At 62.6% G+C, this 19,946-nt stretch carries 15 protein-coding genes, 1 tRNA gene and 1 pseudogene; 7 read left to right on the top strand and 10 right to left on the bottom strand.

Annotated elements, in window-relative coordinates; genetic code table 11:
- The first annotated feature begins 61 nt into the window (after positions 1-61).
- The gene (locus tag BLS13_RS21290; protein ID WP_371128227.1) at positions 62-514 is read left to right on the top strand and encodes a DUF6538 domain-containing protein; all 453 of its coding nucleotides are present in this window, start codon (positions 62-64) and stop codon (positions 512-514) included.
- Here the strand turns inward: BLS13_RS21290 and BLS13_RS19420 are convergent.
- The 5 genes and pseudogenes from BLS13_RS19420 to BLS13_RS19405 form a co-directional block, all read right to left on the bottom strand.
- Positions 489-2,177, bottom strand: a complete 1,689-nt coding sequence (locus BLS13_RS19420; protein ID WP_093454611.1) for a hypothetical protein — start codon at positions 2,175-2,177, stop codon at positions 489-491. The genes BLS13_RS21290 and BLS13_RS19420 overlap by 26 nt on opposite strands.
- Before the next feature lie 189 nt (positions 2,178-2,366).
- Entirely contained in the window at positions 2,367-2,912 is a 546-nt protein-coding gene (locus BLS13_RS19415; protein ID WP_143012023.1) for a site-specific integrase, read from the bottom strand.
- Positions 2,909-3,508 carry a phage integrase SAM-like domain-containing protein gene (locus BLS13_RS19410; protein ID WP_093454608.1) on the bottom strand — a complete coding sequence of 200 codons (600 nt, stop codon included), beginning with the start codon at positions 3,506-3,508 and terminating at the stop codon, positions 2,909-2,911. Before BLS13_RS19410 ends, BLS13_RS19415 begins: the two co-directional genes overlap by 4 nt.
- Before the next feature lie 54 nt (positions 3,509-3,562).
- Positions 3,563-3,832: pseudogene (locus tag BLS13_RS21285) on the bottom strand (DUF6538 domain-containing protein); the annotation flags it as partial.
- Between the two features lie 62 nt (positions 3,833-3,894).
- Positions 3,895-3,970: transfer RNA gene (locus BLS13_RS19405), tRNA-Thr, on the bottom strand.
- Between the two features lie 165 nt (positions 3,971-4,135).
- Here BLS13_RS19405 and BLS13_RS19400 point away from each other — a divergent pair.
- The 3 genes from BLS13_RS19400 (at position 4,136) to BLS13_RS19390 (ending at position 11,889) form a co-directional block, all read left to right on the top strand.
- On the top strand, positions 4,136-5,467 hold the full coding sequence (locus BLS13_RS19400) for a PAS domain-containing protein (RefSeq protein ID WP_093454607.1): 1,332 nt from the start codon (positions 4,136-4,138) through the stop codon (positions 5,465-5,467).
- Between the two features lie 180 nt (positions 5,468-5,647).
- On the top strand, positions 5,648-10,309 hold the full coding sequence (locus BLS13_RS19395) for an NAD-glutamate dehydrogenase (RefSeq protein WP_093454613.1): 4,662 nt from the start codon (positions 5,648-5,650) through the stop codon (positions 10,307-10,309).
- Between the two features lie 227 nt (positions 10,310-10,536).
- Positions 10,537-11,889, top strand: a complete 1,353-nt coding sequence (locus BLS13_RS19390) for a ferredoxin reductase domain-containing protein (protein ID WP_176943696.1) — start codon at positions 10,537-10,539, stop codon at positions 11,887-11,889.
- Here the strand turns inward: BLS13_RS19390 and BLS13_RS19385 are convergent.
- The 4 genes from BLS13_RS19385 to BLS13_RS19370 form a co-directional block, all read right to left on the bottom strand.
- The gene (locus BLS13_RS19385) at positions 11,883-12,131 is read right to left on the bottom strand and encodes a ribbon-helix-helix domain-containing protein (protein ID WP_093454604.1); all 249 of its coding nucleotides are present in this window, start codon (positions 12,129-12,131) and stop codon (positions 11,883-11,885) included. The genes BLS13_RS19390 and BLS13_RS19385 overlap by 7 nt on opposite strands.
- Before the next feature lie 103 nt (positions 12,132-12,234).
- Entirely contained in the window at positions 12,235-12,957 is a 723-nt protein-coding gene (gene phbB, locus BLS13_RS19380) for an acetoacetyl-CoA reductase (RefSeq protein ID WP_093454602.1), read from the bottom strand.
- A 28-nt stretch (positions 12,958-12,985) separates the two neighbouring features.
- Positions 12,986-14,008: a ferrochelatase gene (gene hemH, locus BLS13_RS19375; protein ID WP_093454601.1), complete on the bottom strand. Its 1,023-nt coding sequence runs from the start codon at positions 14,006-14,008 to the stop codon at positions 12,986-12,988.
- Positions 14,005-16,257, bottom strand: a complete 2,253-nt coding sequence (locus BLS13_RS19370) for a xanthine dehydrogenase family protein molybdopterin-binding subunit (RefSeq protein ID WP_093454599.1) — start codon at positions 16,255-16,257, stop codon at positions 14,005-14,007. Before BLS13_RS19370 ends, hemH begins: the two co-directional genes overlap by 4 nt.
- A gap of 118 nt (positions 16,258-16,375) precedes the next feature.
- On the opposite strand from BLS13_RS19370, the gene lgt reads away from it, so the two are divergent.
- The 3 genes from lgt to pgeF all read left to right on the top strand — a co-directional run bounded on the left by lgt (position 16,376) and on the right by pgeF (position 19,151).
- Positions 16,376-17,239, top strand: coding sequence for a prolipoprotein diacylglyceryl transferase (gene lgt, locus BLS13_RS19365; RefSeq protein WP_093454598.1), 864 nt, complete (start codon positions 16,376-16,378; stop codon positions 17,237-17,239).
- Between the two features lie 64 nt (positions 17,240-17,303).
- Positions 17,304-18,350, top strand: coding sequence for a class I SAM-dependent methyltransferase (locus BLS13_RS19360; RefSeq protein WP_093454596.1), 1,047 nt, complete (start codon positions 17,304-17,306; stop codon positions 18,348-18,350).
- Positions 18,351-18,380: 30 nt separating this feature from the next.
- Positions 18,381-19,151: a peptidoglycan editing factor PgeF gene (pgeF, locus tag BLS13_RS19355; RefSeq protein WP_093454595.1), complete on the top strand. Its 771-nt coding sequence runs from the start codon at positions 18,381-18,383 to the stop codon at positions 19,149-19,151.
- Between the two features lie 12 nt (positions 19,152-19,163).
- On the opposite strand, the gene BLS13_RS19350 is transcribed toward pgeF, so the two are convergent.
- A complete protein-coding gene (locus tag BLS13_RS19350; RefSeq protein ID WP_093454593.1) occupies positions 19,164-19,925 on the bottom strand; it encodes a DUF1134 domain-containing protein in 762 nt (253 codons plus the stop codon).
- Positions 19,926-19,946: the final 21 nt, after the last annotated feature.

The following is a 19,946-nucleotide window of genomic DNA, read 5'->3' as shown; positions in this document are numbered from 1 at the left end:
ACTCGAACTCTCGATCATTGAAAACAAAGCAAAAAACCCGCTTCCAGATAATCCATGCGACATGATTCCCGGGCCGCCTCCTGTAAGCGGCACCAGAAATCATAAAATCGTTGAAAACCAATCGTTTAAACAACGGTCCCGCCGTGGCTGTCCCACAATGGCGTTACACAGCACCCCCGTAAAAGCTGGCTCAACCCATTCTAATATAACAGCAAACGGTCAACCTGACTGTTACACAAGGGTGTCACACAGGCATCATTGCGGACTATGGCGCCGAGGGGCAATCTATCAGTATCGTGTTCGCGTTCCGGCTGATCTGCGGCAGGTCCTTGGGAAGGTCGAAATCAACCGTTCGCTGCGGACAGCCTCGTTCACCGTGGCAACACGATTGGTCAGGACGATCGCATTCGAAGTTGAACGGAATTTCGATACATTCCGCTCAAGGGCCGCGCCTGACGGATTGGATGCGGCTTCCAAGCGCCGTACGATCAAAGTAGTTCTACGATGCGGTTGAATGAAACTTGGGTGTTAGACGTGAGCGCCCGGAAGTGGGCTGGTAAGGAACCGTGCTCGGTCTTGGCAAGCTTGACTAGAGCCCGCTTCTCCGCCTCAGCCGCATGGCCTTTCGCTTTCGACCGGATGTCGTGAAGTCGCCTAAGAGGGGCCACGATCTCTATCACATCGTCCTCATCCGAGCCGCCCGCGATTAACACCTCTTGAAGCAACTTCAGCGATCCCCACTGCTTGTCGAATTCCCGCCCCGCTGCTGTCAAGCGTTGCCGAAGTGGTTTGGTCGCGAACCCCTCGACGACCAATTGATCAAGCGCAAGGATCGCATTCGCCCATTCCTCGGTCGATGCAGTGAGCGGGTAATGGACCGCTCCAGCAAGCGCCTCGCCGCGCGATTGCCAATAATCCGGCTTGATCTTATCGAGCTTCGAAATCTCGTGTTTCAGATCAATGAGCGGATCGGGGATCGTGCTGAAGCTGCCTTCGAAATCGGTTTGATAAGCACGCGGTGAAATCGGCGCTTTCGGCCACTCGTTGAACGACTGCCAATAAAGTTGCTCACGATATGGCAGGTTTGCCAGATCGTAAAGATAGGCATGAACCTGGCCCGCCTCGTTCACGTCATAGGACTTCAGATGCCAGCCGCCTCGGGCATGGATTGAGCGGTGCTCCAATCGATATTTGTCTGGATCGGATTTGTATTTCTGCAAAACCTCTGGCCGGAAAAATGCGGGCGTAACCTGAAATGGCAGGTCAGAGCCTTCATCGAAATAGCTGGCTAGAGCCCATGGCGCGCATGAGAGTTCGGCCTGCCGCTTGTTCCTCCAGTCGTGAGCCTTGAACGTAGCGTACTGCTTATCCTCTTTCCTCCAGGCGCGATTGGCTTTCGAGATCAGCATATCCTTCGTGAGCACCGGGCGCACTATTATTGCACCGTTCGCGAAGCTGCCATTCGCCTGCACGCCTGTGTGGTAGAACAAATCATTCTCGTTGATCTCGTCTCGCTCGGGTTCGCCCCATCCCGAGAACGACTTCGGAGCATATCGAGTAAAATCGAATTTCGTCAGCAAAGCGGTTTCCGTCACCGCCATGTATCTATGTAGCTGCTCTGCATCGATGGTGACGAGCATGGCCGAGTCTTCACCGGTTTGCTGACTCAAATCGCGAAGCCGGATAATAGGCTGAATGTCGCCATCCTCGTCGAGCTTGCAGTACGCCTTCTCCTCGTCGAGCCAGTACAGCCCCAAGGCTTGCACGAGTGGCTGAGACAACTCAGTTCGCGTTGGTCCGTTATCGACGCCGTCGAAATAGCGGCGGAACACCAGTTGCTCGGCACCCCTCAGCGAATCGCAGCCGTAGCTATCGACCGGAGGCGATAGATACATTCGATCGGGCTCCCCCCCGCCCGATACGTGCTCAAGCGCCCAATGTGCGGTCGGGTCGATCGTCGAATATTGAAGCGCGTGGCCGTCGGGAGGGGTGACGCCAGCCAATGGCACGAGGACCGAATGCGCAAGCATTTGCCCGGCATTCGTAAAGATGATGATCTCCTCCGACCGCGAGTTGCGAACCAGATATTCGACCCCTGACGACGCGCCTTGCAGCCATTCAGCCTTCAAGACAGATGGCGGACCAGCAACATCGAGAAATTCTTCTAGCTTAACCATTGATCAGCCGCCCGCAATTTTATGCTTCATTTCAACTTCGTACCGAAAGGACACCTCCCGTCCAGACTGATGGGCTAAATGTCGGCCGATAGGTTCATTCGGCGCAGACCGCACCTGGCTCAGCCCCTCGCGGCGGGGTGGGAGCGGATTGAAGGTATCCGCTGGCGCCGTCATTGCGAAATTGCACCATCACCGGACGAAGAGATGCCCCAATTCCAATTCCGGATAGTCGATGGTCGCCAGAGTGGCATACAACAATTTCGGGCTAAAACCTCTCCCATATTGATCCGCGACGGCGGACGAACCGGCCCCCGCCCAACCACCGATTGCCAGCGCCAATTCGCGATCGGCGCCCGCTTCGCGAAGCGCGTCTCGAAATGAATGCCTGAACGAATGAAAGCAGGTTCGTTCTTCGGCGGCATCGCATGAAGCGAGAAACCGCGTGAACCATTTGGAATACGGGCCTGAATAGAGACCAAAGCTGTCTGGCCGCAGTTCAGGAAATAGCCTGATATCTCCCGCGCGGCGTCGCTCCGCCAGATAGTCGAGAAAACCAATCCGCACGAGTGTCGGATGGATCGGTACCAGGCGTTCGCTAGCGGCCGTTTTCAATTGCTTGTCATCTGCGCCACCAGCGGTCACCACAAAGCACCAGATATCCTCAATCTTCCTCACATCGGCGGTATAAAGCTGACAGATTTCGTTCTGCCGCATGCCGGAAAATAGCGCGATCAAGGGTGCCCAGAACCTAGCGCGCCTCGGTCGTGCTGTGCCGATAACGGCAAAGTAGCGCTCATCATTTCGGCAACCACAAAAAAGGGGAGCATTAAAAATGCGTCGCAACTGCTTGATCGAAAACGGCTTGCGTTTATCGCGGGGGCAAGAGCTTCGGCGAGCCTCAAGCCTTTCGCCGGATTGCGTCCAAGCAACCCTTCCTTGACCGCCCAATTTAGGAGAGTCGAGAATTTATTCATATATTCATTGATGTTAGCCGAACTCATTGACGGAGTTCGATCTACCTTCGCCTTAGCGGCGGCCTCACGAGGTGAAAGTTTGGGCCAGCGCTTTCTCGCATTTGAAGGCAGTTCCTGGAGGACAGAAAGGAGTTCGCGGCAAACCTCCCGAGTAATGTTCTCGACGGGCATCTCCGGGCCGATGATGGCGAGTATCGTGGAGTAGGTGGTCCGATATCCGACCAAGCTTTTCTGGGTTCGCCCCACAGTCGGATCGCCGAGATAACGATCGCACACCTGCTGAATCGTCACCGATCGCGATACGACCGGAAGGCTGAGCATCTCCTGGCAGGCAGCAGTCTGTTGTGATGACGCCATGCAGGATTCGTTCGAGCGCTCGCCAACATCGGCGGCCCTTGAGCGGAATGTATCGAAATTCCGTTCAACTTCGAATGCGATCGTCCTGACCAATCGTGTTGCCACGGTGAACGAGGCTGTCCGCAGCGAACGGTTGATTTCGACCTTCCCAAGGACCTGCCGCAGATCAGCCGGAACGCGAACACGATACTGATAGATTGCCCCTCGGCGCCATAGTCCGCAATGATGCCTGTGTGACACCCTTGTGTAACAGTCAGGTTGACCGTTTGCTGTTATATTAGAATGCGTTGAGCCAGCTTTTACGGGGGTGCTGTGTAACGCCATTGTGGGACAACCACGGCGGGACCGTTGTTTAAACGATTGGTTTTCAACGATTTTATGATTTCTGGTGCCGCTTACAGGACTCGAACCTGTGACCCCCGCATTACGAATGCGATGCTCTACCAACTGAGCTAAAGCGGCAATGAGGGGCGCCTTACCAGCGGCTTTCGGCTTATTCAAGCAGGCGCGATCAAGAATATCGAACAGGCGCCCGGCGGCCGCGCGTTTACGAATCGTCAACCGGCCGAAGCGCATAGGCTATGCAGGCTGCAATGGATTTCAGGCAATCGGCCAGGGAATGGGTGAATGGAAGATTATCGTTCTTTCAGCAACGATGCTGCATCGGAATGGGACTTTCCGGATATCGACGAGCCCGCCATGGACCCGCCGCCCGTGATCGGCACCGATGAACGCCGCATGCATGTGCGCGCTTATGAACATTGGGTGTCGTTGCTGGCTGGCCGCCCCTATCCCGATATCGCCGATCTCGATGCCGCCATGCTCGGCGAATTCACCCCGCACAGCGTATTGCTCGATTTTTCCGATAATCCCGCCAATCCGCGTATCACCTTTCTGGGGCGTGCACTGCGTGAGGAAGGCGGGCTCGGGCCCGATATCGAAACCGTCGCCGATGTGCCGGCCCGCTCGCTGGTGTCGCGGCTCACCGATCATTATACCGAGATCCTCGAAAATCGCGCGCCCGTGGGCTTTGAGGCCGAATTCGTCAGCCATCGCAACCAGCAGACGCTCTATCGCGGCATCCTGATGCCCTATTCGTCCGATGGCGCGGCGATCGATTTCATCCATGGCGTGATCAACTGGAAGCTGTCGGCCGATAACAGCCTGCCCGCCGATATCGTCGCCGCCGTCACCACCGCCTTTGCCGGCCCCGCCCAGCCCGAGCCCGATCCGCTGCCGGATTGGACGACGGCCGATGAGGCCGCGATCCTGGGCGAACTTGGCCAGAGCGAATTTGGGCTGAGTGAATTTGGGCAGGGCGAATTTGGCGACGCGCTTTCCGGGATCGGGTTGGAGGAACTGATCGAGGATGCGCGCGAACTCGCCCTCGAAGCCCGCGACAGCGAAACGCGCAGCCATGCGGCGCTCTATCGCGCGCTCTCGATCACCTATGATATCGTGATCGCGGCGCTCGATGAGCCTGTGGCCTTCGATCGGATGATCGAGGCCGCCGGAATCGTCCGGCAGGAACGCGCGCCGATGACGCCGGTCGTCAAGCTCGTCTTCGGCCGGGATTATGATCGCAAGCGGATCGCCGAATATGCCGCCGTGCTGCGCCATGCGCAGCGGCTGTGCCTGACGCCGGGGATGGTCGAACAATGGATCGCCGGGATCGATGGCGGCATCAAGGCGATCGTCGCGGCCGAACGGCAGCAGCGGCAGCCCGCGCTCAAGGTCGATCGCGCGGCATCGGCGCGGCGGCGGCTGCACGCGGCCCCGCCGATCGCCACCATCGATGGCGATGGCGGAGCCTTGGCGGATGCGGGCGGCGAGGAATTCGTGCTTCTGGTCGCGCGCCGCGATGCCGATGGCCGGCTGGCGATCGTCGCCCCCGTCACCGGCGATCCGCGCCTGCTCGATCGCGCGCTGAACCGCGCAGCGCCGCCCGAAATTGCCTGAAATCGGCGCTTCACGTTATAAAACATCAAGGGCGGCGCCGCTGCCCTAAATAGGTTGCGAACTTTGCGGGCGATCGCCTGTCGCCTTGTTCCCGTCATGCCGGGGGTCCATATGGGGCCTCCGCATCACCTGCCCTCCGCCATGAACGAGAAGAGCGGCAGTATGTCAGGAGTGGTTATGATGGACGCCGCGACACGCATGATCGACGAACAGCTTGATACCGATCACGCCGCAATCTTTGCCGATGCGCTGACCAGCGGGGCGCTGCCCGGCGAGATCGATGGCCTGACGGCGGAAGATCTCGGCGATGCCGCGGCCTTTGTCGCCCGCACCGCCGCGCGCCGCCAGCCCGGCAAGGCCGCCATCGCCATCGCCGGCATCACCGCGCATGCCGGCCGGCCGCGCGCGATGCGCATCGCCGTTATCAACGATGACATGCCGTTCCTCGTCGATTCGGTCGCCGGCGCTCTGGCGGCGCTGGGTATCGAGATCAGGCGGCTGCTCCATCCCGTGCTCGCGATGCGGCGCGATGCGGATGGCTATCTGGCCGCGATCCTGCCGGGCGGTGCCACCGGCGAGCGGCGCGAGTCGGTGATCTATATCGAGGCCGAGCGGGTCGACGCGCGCAAGCGCCAGCAACTCGTCCATGAACTTGAAAGCACGTTGATCGATGTGCGCGCCGCCGTCCGCGACTGGCCGGCGATGCAGGTGGCGCTGCGCGACGATGCCGAATGCCTGCCCGATGGCGAGGGTTCGGCCCTGCTGCGCTGGTTTCTCGACGGCAACCTCACCTTGCTGGGCCATCGGATCGAGGATCGTGGCGGCACGATCAGCGGCCAGCTCGGCATCCTGCGCTCGGGCGATCCCGCTTTGTGGACCGATGTCACCCGCGATGCGGCGATCGGCTGGTTCGAAAATGGCGGGTCCTCGCCGCTGATCAGCAAGGCCGATGTGCGAGCGACCGTGCACCGGCGGGCGCCGATGGATCTGGTGATCCTGCCCGTGCGCGAAGGCAAGACGATCACCGGCCTGTCGGTCCATGTCGGCCTGTGGACGAGCGCGGCTTTGCGATCCTCGCCCGATCAGGTGCCGGTGCTGCGCGCCAGGCTGACGGCGATCGAAGAGAAGCTTGGGCTCGATCCGGTCAGCCATGCCGGCAAGGCGCTGCGCCATGCGCTGTCCGAACTGCCGCACGATCTGATGATCACCCTCCCCGCCAGCGGGATGGAGCATGTGGCGCTCACCGCGATGTCGCTGGTCGATCGGCCGCGCCCGCAACTCGAACTCGCGGCGTCCACGCTCGGCCGGCATCTGATGGCATTCGTGTGGTTGCCGCGCGAATTGCTGACGACGGCGCGGCGGCTGGCGATCGGCGAGATGCTAGCCACCGCCGCCCACGCGGCGCTTGCCAACTGGTCGCTCCAGCTCGGTGAAGGCGATGTCGCGCAGATCCGCTACATGTTCGATCTGCCCCCGGTCGCCGATATTCCGGACGCCGAAGCGCTCGACAGCCGCCTGTCCGAAATGCTGCGCGGCTGGGAGCCGGCGGTCGAGGCGAAGCTGGCCGAAACCGCGCCCGGCCGCCGCTCGACCCGGCTCGCGCTCGATTATGCCGCCGCCTTCCCCGCCGGCTATCGCACCCATTCGACGCCGGCCGAGGCGGCGATCGACATCCGGCGCATGGCCGCGCTCGCCGATGGCGATGCCCGCGGCGTTCGCCTCTATCGGCACGATGATGACGCACCGCATCGGCTGCGGCTGAAGGTCTATCGGTTGGGGGCGCTGATTTCACTGTCGGAGGCGGTGCCCGTCCTCGAAAATTTCGGCTTTCGCGTGCTGGAGGAAATCCCCACTCCGCTCGATCAGGGCCGCATTGGTTATATTCACGAATTCCGGATCGAAACCGATGGCCCGGCGATCGCATCCGCGCTGATCGATCGCGCCGACGTCGCCGAAGCCGCGATCACCGCCGTGCTGGAGGGCGCCGCCGAGAACGATCTGTTCAACCTGCTGATCATCGCGATCGGCCTGTCGCCCGCCGATGCCGTGCTGTTCCGGGCATGGTTCCGCTATCTGCGCCAGACCGGCTTCGCTTATGGCCTGGCCACCGCGGTCGAGGCGCTGCGCAACGCGCCCGACGTCGCCCGCAATATTATCGCGTTTTTCCGCGCGCTGCACGATCCCGCCAATCGCGACACCGATCTGGCCGATCGGATCAACGCCGAAATCGATGCGGGGCTGAAGCAGGTGTCCGCGATCGACGACGATCGCATGCTGCGCCGCTTTCGCGCGGTCGTGCGCGCCACCCTGCGCACCAACGCCTTTTCGCCCGCCGCGGCCGAGGCGCTGGCGTTCAAGCTGGACAGCAGCGGCATTCCCGGCCTGCCGCAACCTTTGCCGTGGCGCGAAATCTGGGTCTATAGCCCGCGGGTCGAGGGCATCCATCTGCGCGGCGGCCCGATCGCGCGCGGGGGCTTGCGCTGGTCCGATCGGCGCGACGATTTCCGCACCGAGATATTGGGGCTGATGAAGGCGCAGATCGTCAAAAATGCGGTGATCGTGCCCACCGGCGCGAAGGGCGGCTTCTACCCCAAGCAATTGCCGCCGGTATCGGATCGCGATGCCTGGCTGGCCGAAGGCACCGAAAGCTATCGCATCTTCATCCGCGCGCTCCTGTCGGTCACCGACAATATCGTCGGCAACAAACTGGTCCATCCGGCGAAGGTGGTGATCCGCGACGATGACGATCCCTATTTCGTCGTCGCCGCCGACAAGGGCACCGCCACCTTCTCCGACGTCGCCAATGCGATCGCCGTCGATCGCGGTTTCTGGCTGGGCGATGCCTTCGCCAGCGGCGGCAGCCATGGCTATGACCATAAGGCGATGGCGATCACGGCGCGTGGCACCTGGGTGTCGGTCACCCGCCATTTCGCCGAAATCGGCGTCGACGTGCAGAAGGATCCGATCCGCGTGGTCGGCTGCGGCGATATGTCGGGCGACGTGTTCGGCAATGGCATGCTGCTGTCGAAATCGCTGCGGCTCCTGGCCGCGTTCGACCATCGTCACATCTTCCTTGATCCCGTCCCCGACGCCGCCAAATCGCACGCCGAACGGCTGCGCCTGTTCGCCTTACCGCGATCGAGCTGGGCGGATTACGATCCGGCGCTGATTTCCGCCGGCGGCGGCGTCTTTCCGCGCAGCCAGAAGGAAATTCCGCTTTCGCCCGAGGTGAAGGCCGCGCTCGGCATTGCCGAAGATGCGCTCGATCCATCCGCGCTGATTGCCGCCATCCTCAGGAGCCCGGTCGATCTGCTGTGGTTCGGCGGCATCGGCACCTATGTGAAGGCCGCTTCGGAAACCAATGCCGAGGTTGGCGATCGCGCCAATGAGGCGCACCGGATCAATGGCGATGAGGTTGGCGCCAGGGTGATCGGCGAAGGCGCCAATCTCGGCGTCACCCAGGCCGGTCGCATTGCGTTCGGGTTGAAAGGCGGCCGGATCAACACCGATTTCATCGACAATTCGGCGGGTGTCGACTGTTCCGATAATGAAGTGAACATCAAGATCCTGCTCAATCGCGAAATGCACGAGGGCCGGATCGGCCTGGACGCGCGCAACGATCTGCTCGTGCGGATGACCGGCGATGTCGCGCACCTTGTGCTCGAGGATAACCGGCTGCAGACGCTGGCGCTGTCGCTGGCCGAACATGGCGGGGCCGATGCGCTGCCATCGCAACTGCGCGTGATCGAAATTCTCGAAGCGTCCGGGCGCCTGAACCGTGCGGTCGAAGGGCTCGACAGCAATGAGGTGCTGCTGCGCCGCGCCCAGGATCGCACCGGGCTCACCCGCCCGGAACTGGCCGTGATACTGTCGCACGGAAAGCTCGCCTTGCAGAGCGCGATCGAGGCGGGCGCTCAGCTCACTGATCCGATGCTGTCGCCATTGCTGCACGCAGCCTTCCCGTCGGCTTTGCAATCCGAATTCGCGCAGGCGATCGATGATCACCGGCTCCGCCCGCAGATCATCGCCACCAAGATGGCAAACCGGGTGATCAACCGGCTGGGGCTGGTTGCGCCGTTCGAACTGGCCGAAGAGGAGGGCGTTTCGCTCGCCCAGGTCGCGTCCGCTTATTTCGCGATCGATGCGCTGTTCGGACTGGAGGCCATTTTCGCGGCAATCGAAACGGCCGCGATCGATGAGCAGGCCCGCCTGACCATGCTGGGTGCGACCGCGGAACTGGCGCGCAATCATCTGGCCGATCTGTTGCGCAGCATCGCGCCGGACACCGATCTGTCGGCCTGCGTGGACATGCTCCGCCCCGGCCTCGCGCGGCTCGATCAGGCACGCGGCGAATTGCTCCGGACAGAGGCGAAGCAGCAATCGGATCGGCTGCGCGCGCGCATCTCGGCCGAAGGCGCCGATCCGCACCTGATCGATGCGATTGCCCGGCTCAACGAACTCGATGGCGCGATCGGCACCGCCGCGCTTGCCAGCGAATTGTCGGTCGATGAAGTTTCGGCCACGCATGCCTATGTCGCCCTTGGCGAGGTGCTGGGGCTCGATTGGGCCAAGGCCGAGGCAGGGCGCTTCCACAGCCTCGATCCGTGGGAGCGATCGCTCGTCGCCGGGCTCGCGCGCGAATTCGGTCAGTTGCGGCTCGACTTCCTCTCCCGCCACCGCAAGATTGCGCCGATCGATGCCGTCCAGCGCTGGCAGGCGAACAATCAGGCACGGATCGCACAGTTCCGGCAATTGACGGCCCGGGCGCGGGCGATGGCGGTGCCATCCGCTGCGATGCTCGCCCAGATCGCCGCACAGGCCCGCACGCTTTTGGTACGTTGACGAACAAATCTCATCCGATCCGGACATAAACGCACATTTCGGATTTTGATTTGGCGGCCTGCTCCCTTACAATCGATATCAAGGGATCGGGGGGATCGGCGTGCATGCAATAATGATCGGGCAATGATTGCCGCCGTTGACCCTATCCGATATTCCCAGCCGTCGTTCCCACAGGCCAAAGCGATCGGCCGGGGGCACGTATCGTTGCGATGATGGGCAGTAGTTCGATGCTGGCATGGGCCGGATTCGCTGTCATGATCGCCGCTGCACTGGCGCTGCTAACGCTGATTTTTCGGCAGATGCGCCGCGCTCCAGCGGCGCTTCCGCGCGCGCGACGACCGCGGCCAGACAAGGCCGTATTCGTAATATGGGCTGGCGATGAAAGTGATGCCAGCCCGATCGCCACCCGGACCGCGCAGTCGCTTCGTTCCGCTGGCGTTGCTTCGCGCCTGGTCGCAATCACCGATCTTTCCGATCGCGCTTTCCACTTCGCCAGCGCCCTCCTGTTCGTAATATCATCGAGAGATGGGCAGCAGGATATTGATGAAGCAGAGTTTTTTCTGCAACGCGAATTGCCCGCCATAGCGGGACTGCCTTATGCAGTGCTGTCGCTGACCAACCTTCTGCCCGATCCCAAAGAGGATTATGGCTCGCGTCTCGATCGGCGCCTCCGGCTGCTCGGTGCCATGCCGCTCAGCGATTCGATCGAAGCCGTCAAGGGCGATGCGGCCGTGATTCGGCGCTGGCAGCAGATCCTTCCGCTGGTCGGCGGATCCCGCGACGAGGCGGACTGGGCAGCACCCGATTATACCCCGTGGCGAATGATCAGCCGGGAACGGATCAATTCCGGCAGCGACGGCAGCCCGATTTTCCATATCCGCCTGGAGTCGGAGGAAGATCTGCCCCATTGGGAAGCCGGCGCGATCGTCGAAATCTATCCCGGGCCGGCGGAGGATGCCATCGGAACGATCGGCAGGCCGCCATTGCCGCACCGCCAATATTCGATCGCATCGCTGCCGGCGGACGGAGGGATCGAAATGGTCGTGCGCGAACGCCACACGGCCACCGGGCAGCTCGGCCTGGGCTCAAGCTGGATGTGCGAGATGGCGCAGCCGGGTCAGCGGATCGCTTTACGCCTGCGCGAGAATCCCGGCTTTGCGGCACCGCCTGATGAGATCCCGATGATCCTGATCGGCAACGGATCGGGCATCGCGGGCCTGCGCGCGCACATCAAGGCGCGCCCCGCCGGCACCCGTAACTGGCTGATCTTCGGCGAACGCAACAGCGCGCACGATTGCCTGATGGGTAGCGAGATCGCCCATTGGGTGGCGACCGGCCATCTCGAGCGCTGCGATCTGATCTTCTCGCGCGACGGACCTGAGAAGCGCTATGTGTGTCATCATATTGCCGAAAATGAGGGGTCGTTCCTCGATTGGGTTCTGGCGGACGCCGCAATCTTTGTCTGCGGCAATCTGCACGGTATGGCGACCGACGTCGATACCGAGCTCAGCCGGATTCTGGGCCGTGACGTGCTGGACGCGATGATTGCCGATGGCCGTTACCGGCGCGACGTTTACTGATCACCGTCCTCGAATTGGCCCAAGGCAATGGCCCGTTGAAACAGCCACACCCTGATCGCGCTCGCCAGATTGGGCAGATCGTCGCTGGTGGCACGATCGGCATCGATCCGCGCCACCAGCGCGTTCAGCGGCACATGTTCGGCCGTGGCCGCCTGGACCAGCGCAGCCCAGAAAATGGGCTCCAGCGTGATCGAGGTCGAATGGCCCGCGATCATTACCGATCGCTTGATGGGTCCGGACATCGTCCCTGTCCTCTCCCCGCTCGTGCGACAGGATGCAGCATATCAAAATCGACGAGGCCGTCGGCAGCAACCTCCCCGAACACGAGCCCGGGGAGGATATTGCTCAATACATATGCTGCCCACCATTGATCGACAGCGTTGATCCGGTGACGAAACCTGCATCCTCGGCGCAGAGAAAGGCCACGCCACGGGCAATTTCCTGCGCCATGCCGAGCCGCCCGACCGGCACCTTGGCGACGATCTTGGCGAGCACATCCTGGGGCACGGCCGCCACCATTTCGGTGTCGATATAGCCGGGCGCGATCGCATTCACCGTCACGCCGGCTTTCGCCCCCTCCTGCGCCAGAGCTTTCGTGAAGCCATGGATGCCGGATTTCGCCGCAGCATAATTGACCTGGCCATATTGGCCGGCCTGTCCGTTGATCGATCCGATATTGACGATCCGTCCCCACTGGCGTGCGCGCATACCCGGAAAGGTCGCCTTGGCCATGTTGAAGCAGCCACCCAGATTGGTATCGATCACATCCTTCCAATCCTGATAGCTCATCTTCAGAATCGTGCCATCGCGCGTGATGCCGGCATTGTTGACGACGATATCGACCGGGCCAAGCTCGGCCTCGACCAGCTCCACGCCCTTCTGGCAAGCATCATAATCCGATACGTCCCATTTGTAGGATTTGATGCCGGTCCGCTCGCTGAACGCGCGGGCCTTGGCATCGTTGCCGCCATAGTTTGCGGCGACGAGGACGCCTTGTTCCTGCAAGGCAAGGCTGATCGCCTCGCCAATACCCCTGGTTCCGCCAGTAACGATCGCGACGCGCGCCATTCACTCTCTCCAACAGCCCGAGTGCAGCCTAAGCAGGCTTCGCCCAGCCTTCAAGCTGCTGACTCAGCAGAATGTCCAACATTTTGATACCGGCGGCGCTATCGTTGAGGGCGGGAATATAGGCAAATGCCTCTCCTCCCGCCGCGATGAAATCATTGCGTCCGCGAATCCCGACTTCTTCAAGCGTTTCGAGGCAGTCCGCCGAAAAGCCCGGCGCAATCACGGCAATTCTGCGCTTGCCCGATTGCGCCAGTTCGGCGAGAGTCCGGTCGGTTGCGGGCTCGAGCCATTTGGCCTTTCCGAAACGCGACTGGAAAGTAACGATCAGCTCGCGCGACAAGGCTTCGGATAACAATCGCGCTGTCTTGCGGCATTGGCAATGATAAGGATCGCCCAGATCGAGCGTCCTTCGCGGCATGCCATGAAAGCTGGCGACGATGGCATCCGGCACGAAATCGAGACCGTCCAGCCCCGCCTCGATGCTGGCCCTGAGCGCCTCAATATAGGCCGGATGGTCATGATAGGATGGCAAGGTCCGGATCGCCGGCTGCCAGCGCATCGCCCCGAGCGACGCGAACGCAAGGTCGGCGACACTGGCGGTCGTCGCCGCACAATATTGTGGATAGAGCGGTGCGATCAGAATGCGGTCGCATCCGGCGGCCATCATCGCCGCAATCCGGTCCTTCATCGCGGGTTGCCCATAACGCATGGCGTGGTCGACGATCACGTCCTCACCGAACCGATCGGCAAAGCGCGCCGCAATCGCCCGTGCCTGCGCCCTCGTGATCGCGGCGAGCGGCGATCCATCGTCGGTCCACACCTGCTGATAGGCGTGCGCCGATTTCTTCGGCCGTACGCGCAGGATGATCCCGTGCAGGATCGGCTGCCACAGCACTCGCGGTATTTCGATCACGCGCGGATCGGAAAGAAACTCGGCCAGATAGCGCCGCACGGCCGATGCCGTGGGGGCATCGGGCGTTCCGAGATTGACCAGCAGAACCCCGGTCCGGGGACGCAGCACCGGCGGGTGCTGCGCGTCGTTATATGTCATGCGTCAGCTACCCTCAGCGGCAGGTCGCGCAGTCTTTTGCCGGAAGCGGCATAGATCGCATTGGCCAGCGCCGGCGCAACCGGCGGCACGGCAATTTCGCCTGCTCCACCGGGCTCCGCGGCGCTCGATATGAATTCGATGCGGATATCGGGCATGTCTGTTAGCGTCGGCAGCCCAAGCCCGTCGAAATTCTGCACGACGGCCTTGCCATCCTTGATCGAGATGCCTTCGCCCAGCGCATTCGCCAGCCCCCAGACGATGCCGCCTTCGATCTGCTGCCGGGCAATGTCGGGATGAATGACGCGTCCGCAATCGACGACCGCGCTGATGCTGTGCACCTTCACCTGCTGGCCCGCATCGATCGACACTTCGGCCATCATCGCGACATGGCTGCCAAAGCAGCTATGCGCGGCAAGCCCCTGCCCGATCCCGGGCTCGCCGCCCTCCCATCCGCCGAGTGCCGCCACGGCGGTCAGGCATTTGGCGAGCCGCGGCGACGGCCCCAAGGCCTGGATCCGGAACGACAGCGGATCGAGGCCGGCATGGAGCGCCATTTCATCGATGAACGATTCGGTGAAAAAGGCCGTGTAACTGTGTGCGACCGACCGCCATGCGCCTACCGGGATGCCGATATCCGCCACAGCATGATGAACACCGAGCGCCGCGATCGCATAAGGCGGGGTTGCGCCTTCCACGGCTGATAGTTCGGGCTCGTAGCTGCCCCGCTGCTTGCCCTGGATCCGATCCATCGCTTCGGCGGCCATCGCGGGCGCGGCGATCGTCGCGTGCCACGTCGCGATCGAGCCCGCCGGTCCGATCCGGCCGCGCAGTCGGCCGAAGGCGGGCGGCCGAAAACGGCTCTGCGCGATATCTTCGCTGCGCGACCACACAAGTTGCACCGGCCGCCGCATCTTGCGGGCGATGATCGCCGCCTCGATCGCTGCATCCGTTTCGGCCTTGCGGCCGAAGCCGCCACCCACCAGCGTCGGGTAGATCGTGATACGATGTTCGTCGATTCCAAGTCCGCGTGCCACGGCACTGCGCGCCATTGGCGCCGATTGGGTCGGCACCCACAATTCCAGCCGATCGCCGGTGAAGCGCGCGGTCGCCGTCAGCGTCTCCATTGGGGCATGCGCCAGCATCGGCACCGAGTAGGTCGCATCGATCACGCCCGCTCCGGTCAGCTCGGGCAGGTCGCCATGCCCGGCCATGCGTTTGCCACCGCCGCTCAGCGCCTGCCGCAACGCCTTGCGTACCGATAGGTCATCCGGCCGTGGCAACTGCGTTTCGAATTCAGTCGCTAGCGCGCGCAACCCGCGATCGGCCGCCCACCAGTTGGTCGCAACCGCCGCCACCCAGTCCGTGTTCGTCACGACACCCGCCACGCCAGGCACGTCATCGGCATCTCCAAGAGTGCTCTTGGCCGGCCGTGCTCCGCCATAGGGTCCATGGCTGATCGAGGCGAAAACCATGCCTGGCAACCGCACATCCGCCCCGAACTGCGCCGATCCGTCCACCTTGGAGGGCAGGTCGAGCCGCGGCACCGCCTTGCCGACGAGCGGGCGTTCGGCAACCGGCCGCAGCGGCACGACGGACGGCAATGGCAGGCGTGAAGCGGCGTCCGCCAGTTCGCCAAACCGGAACCGATCGGAGCCACGGACAACAAATCCAGCAGCCGTTTCACATGCCCGCCAATCGACGCCGAGACGGACGGCGGCGGCCATGCAGAGCAGGATACGCGCCGCGGCACCTGCCTCGCGGAGCCGTCCTTCAAACGCGCGAATCGACGACGAACCGCCCGTCATCGTCGCATTCATCCGCATCGCGATCTGACGCGCCGCTATATGCTCGACGCCACGCAGGAATGTCGGAAATCTGGGCTCAAGCGCCTCTTCGATCAGCAGATCATTGGCGTAAAGCGGGTTGATAGGCGCCGGCTCGACGGCAACCGTGCGCCAGTCGGCACCAAGTTCGTCAGCCAGAATTTGAGGCAGCGACGTATAGACACCCTGCCCCATCTCGGCCTGGGGTACGGCCACGATCACACGCCCGTCACTACCGATCTTCAAAAAGGCGTTGAAGATCGATTCGCCCGGGGCCGCAACCAGATTGGGCTCATAGCTCCGCGGCCAGATTGCCCACCCGACCAGCAGCCCGGTGGCCGCACCGCCGCCGACCAGCAAATGGCGCCGGGTAAGCCCCTGGCGTTTCTGTTCCGGTTCACTGTCGATTGCGATCCGCCCATGCATGCCGTCATGATATGCCGGCCCCGGCCCATAAGCCAGCGTTTCGGATCAATATCGCAGGCACCCTTCCGATGCCCTCGATATACGGCTATGCGGGGCGCGAATTTTCCGGGGAAACGCCTTGATCCTGCCCGTTCTCGCCGATGCCGGTTCGGCATTCCACTTTACCGATCTGGGACTCAATCCCATTGCTCTTGATCTCGGCCTGCTACAGATCCGCTGGTACTCGCTCGCTTATATTGCCGGCATCCTGATCGGCTACGCCTATCTGCTCAAATTGCTGGCCCAGCCGAATGCGCCGATGGCGCGACGCCATGCCGACGATTTCGTTTTCTATGCGACGATGGGCATATTGGTCGGCGGCCGGCTGGCCTATGTCTTCTTCTATCAGCCCGATATATTGCGCAATCCGATCGATATATTGAAGCTCTGGGAAGGCGGCATGTCATTCCACGGCGGCGCGCTGGGCGTAACCGCAGGAATCATCCTGCTGGCGCGCAAGGAAAAGCTCAACTGGCTGCGCGTCCACGATTATGTGGCCTGCTGCGCGCCATTCGGCCTGTTCTTCGGCCGGATCGCCAACTTCATCAACGGCGAATTGTGGGGCCGCCCGACCAACGTGCCATGGGCGGTCGTCTTTCCCAGCCATGACGCCGGCGACCTGCCCCGCCATCCGAGCCAGCTTTACGAGGCCGGGCTCGAAGGCCTCGTCCTCGGTCTGCTGCTCGCGTTCTTCTTCTGGAAGACGAACGCCCGCAATCAACCCGGCAAGCTCGTCGGCATCTTCCTGGTCGGCTATGGCATGAGCCGCTTCTTCGTCGAATTTTTCCGCGAACCCGATGTCCAGCTGGGCACGCTGAGCTGGGGGCTGACGATGGGGCAGACGCTGACGCTGCCGATGCTCGCCGGCGGCCTCTATCTGGTGCTGACGGCACCGAAGCGGGCTTTGGGGCCGATGCCGGCGGAGGCCGACAAGGCAGTCTAAGATTCTGTTTACCAGTTTCTGCTATACTGGCGACTGGAGAGGCTGACAGATACCGATGAGAGGGATGGAAACGCCCACCGAGTTGGCCGAACGGCTGATCCGCCGGATCACCGAACAGGGCCCCATTTCCGTTTCCGACTATATGGCGGCGGCGAACCAGGTCTATTATGCGTCGCACGATCCGTTGGGCCGCGAAGGCGATTTCATCACCTCACCCGAAGTCAGCCAGATGTTCGGCGAACTGATCGGAGTCTGGATCGCCGATTTGTGGCGGCGAGCGGGCGCGCCCGACATCGATTATGTCGAACTTGGCCCCGGCCGCGGCACATTGGCGGGCGACGCGCTGCGCGCGATGGCCACGCAGGCGTTGCGACCTGGCGTGCATTTCGTCGAAACCAGCCCGGTCCTCCGCGCGCTGCAGGCGAAACACGTCCCTGATGCCATTTGGCATGACGACATCGCATCGCTGCCATCCGACAAGCCGCTGATCATCGTCGCCAACGAATTTTTCGATGCCCTGCCCTATTCCCAGCATATCAAGACGATCTGGGGGTGGCGCGAACGCATGGTCACGCATGGGATGGATGGCTTCGTTCCCATTCCCGGCAACACCCCCACCGAGCCATCGGTGCCGGCGTACCTGCACGATGCGACGCCTGGCAGCATCTACGAAAGCTCGCCGTCCGGCCTCGCCATAGCGAGCGCCCTCGGCCGGCGCATCGCGAAACAGGGCGGGGCGCTGCTGGCGATCGACTACGGGCATGAGGATTACAATGCCGGCGATACCCTGCAGGCGCTGAATGCGCACGCTTATGCCGATGTCTTTGCCAATCCCGGCGCCAACGATCTTACCGCCCATGTCGATTTCAGCGCGCTGGCCAAGGCCGGCAAGAGCGCAGGCACGCGGATCGCCGGCCCGGTCTCCCAAGGGTATTTCCTCGGCACGATGGGCATTGCGGCGCGTGCAGCAGCGCTGGCCCTGCGCTATCCTGATCGGCTCGAGGAAATCGGCTCGGCCCACCGCCGGCTGACCTCGGAAGAGGAAATGGGCGCGCTGTTCAGGGTACTTGCAATGGTTGCTCCGAAATGGCCGGAGCCGGCGGGCTTCTAACCGGTCGCGGATCGCCGTAAGGCTTTTGCCATGACCACACTCTCCCCGCTGCGCGTCGACGCGCTGAGCCCCCTGCCCCATGGTTTTCTCGGCCGCGAGGGCGGCGTTTCGACGGGCATCCATGCCGGCCTGAACGTAGGCCTAGGGTCGGATGACGATCGCGCCGCGATCGCCGAGAATCGCCGTCGCGCGATGGCGGCCGTCGCGCCGGGCTTCGATCTGGTGACGGTGCATCAGGTTCACTCGCCCGATGTCGTCACGGTCGCTTATGCCATCGCCGACGATGCGCGCCCGCATGCCGATGCGCTGGTTACCGACCGGCCTGGTTTACTGCTCGGCATCCTGACCGCCGATTGCGTGCCCGTGCTGCTGGCCGATCGCGAGGCCGGCGTCGTCGGGGCCGCCCATGCGGGCTGGAAGGGCGCATTGTCCGGTGTCACCGACACCAGCGTTAAGGCGATGGAAGCGCTCGGCGCCGATCGCAGCCGGATTGTTGCGGCGATCGGCCCGTGCATCGCCCGCGCCAGCTACGAAGTGGATGCGGCATTCGCCCGGCGGTTCGAATCAGACGATCCGGCAAATGAGCGCTTCTTCGCCGCCGGGCGGCGCGCCGACCATTTCCAGTTCGATATCGAAGCCTATGTCGCCCATCGGCTCGCCGCCGCCGGCCTGTCGACCGTCATCGCCCTCGGGCAGGACACCTATGCCCAGGAACAGCGCTTCTTCAGTTTCCGCCGGGCCACCCATCGCGGCGAACCCGGCTATGGCCGCCAGATCGCGTTGATCGGGCTTTCGTTCTAGTTTACTGCAAGCTTAGAATGGCAACCATTTGGATTTACGTGTAATATTCATATATCCAACATTGACACCAAGGCGCCAGCCCACCCCAAGCCGGATCGGGATCAGCACCACATCGCCACGCCGCAAATAGCTGGCCGTGAACCCGCCGACGACATAGGCGGTGCCTTCCGCCGCGGGAAAGCGATGAAAGATGTCGGCGGAATCATAAAGATTATAGACCAGCACGAAGCTTTTCGATCCGTTCGCACCAAGGTCAAAGCCCAGCGACGGCCCCGTCCAGAAGATCGGCATCTGGCCCTCGACCTTGTGGAACAGGGTGCCCGATCCGTACCGCAGACCGACGACGACGGCACCGCTCACCTCGCGCCCCGCAATATAGGCATTGGGGCGACCCTGGTCTTTCAGGATCTTCTCGATGATCTTGGCGAGCCCCTCGGCACCCCGGCCGAAGACGCCCTCGGCGGCGCTCATCACATCATCCTGCGCAAATGTTCCGTTCCTCGACGCATCGGCCGCCTGCGCACGGGTATCCATCGGGACAGCAGGCGCAGCCGCGGGAGCAGATGACGGGGGCACGGGAGCCTGCTCTGCAGTGGGGGGCGATGCCGGCGCGGCAGGCGGGTTCACCTTCGTGCCATAAGCCGCTTCGCCGGCCGGCACCGGCGCGAGATCGGAGGCCTGATTGGGATCCACCGTGCGCACCTGCGCCTGCGCCATCCCCGCAACGCATAAGGCGATTCCACAGCCTGCCCTCAAGATCCATCCGCCCCGCATATGCACTCTCCGCTGCAACCT

The organism is Sphingomonas sp. YR710, from assembly GCF_900101455.1.
Lineage (GTDB): Bacteria > Pseudomonadota > Alphaproteobacteria > Sphingomonadales > Sphingomonadaceae > Rhizorhabdus.
Note: the sequence above shows the minus strand (reverse complement) of the source record. Positions and strands in the feature narration are given on the sequence as shown.

Bases quoted from the DNA above. Each gene is read 5' to 3' on its own strand.
- pgeF (WP_093454595.1), top strand. From the start codon at position 18,381: ATGACCACACTCTCCCCGCTGCGCGTCGACGCGCTGAGCCCCCTGCCC.
- BLS13_RS19395 (WP_093454613.1), top strand. From the start codon at position 5,648: ATGGACGCCGCGACACGCATGATCGACGAACAGCTTGATACCGATCAC.
- BLS13_RS21290 (WP_371128227.1), top strand. From the start codon at position 62: ATGATTCCCGGGCCGCCTCCTGTAAGCGGCACCAGAAATCATAAAATC.
- BLS13_RS19420 (WP_093454611.1), bottom strand. From the start codon at position 2,177: ATGGTTAAGCTAGAAGAATTTCTCGATGTTGCTGGTCCGCCATCTGTC.
- BLS13_RS19350 (WP_093454593.1), bottom strand. From the start codon at position 19,925: ATGCGGGGCGGATGGATCTTGAGGGCAGGCTGTGGAATCGCCTTATGC.
- BLS13_RS19390 (WP_176943696.1), top strand. From the start codon at position 10,537: ATGCTGGCATGGGCCGGATTCGCTGTCATGATCGCCGCTGCACTGGCG.
- BLS13_RS19400 (WP_093454607.1), top strand. From the start codon at position 4,136: ATGGAAGATTATCGTTCTTTCAGCAACGATGCTGCATCGGAATGGGAC.
- BLS13_RS19360 (WP_093454596.1), top strand. From the start codon at position 17,304: ATGGAAACGCCCACCGAGTTGGCCGAACGGCTGATCCGCCGGATCACC.
- BLS13_RS19370 (WP_093454599.1), bottom strand. From the start codon at position 16,257: ATGCATGGGCGGATCGCAATCGACAGTGAACCGGAACAGAAACGCCAG.
- hemH (WP_093454601.1), bottom strand. From the start codon at position 14,008: ATGACATATAACGACGCGCAGCACCCGCCGGTGCTGCGTCCCCGGACC.
- BLS13_RS19410 (WP_093454608.1), bottom strand. From the start codon at position 3,508: ATGGCGTCATCACAACAGACTGCTGCCTGCCAGGAGATGCTCAGCCTT.
- phbB (WP_093454602.1), bottom strand. From the start codon at position 12,957: ATGGCGCGCGTCGCGATCGTTACTGGCGGAACCAGGGGTATTGGCGAG.
- BLS13_RS19385 (WP_093454604.1), bottom strand. From the start codon at position 12,131: ATGTCCGGACCCATCAAGCGATCGGTAATGATCGCGGGCCATTCGACC.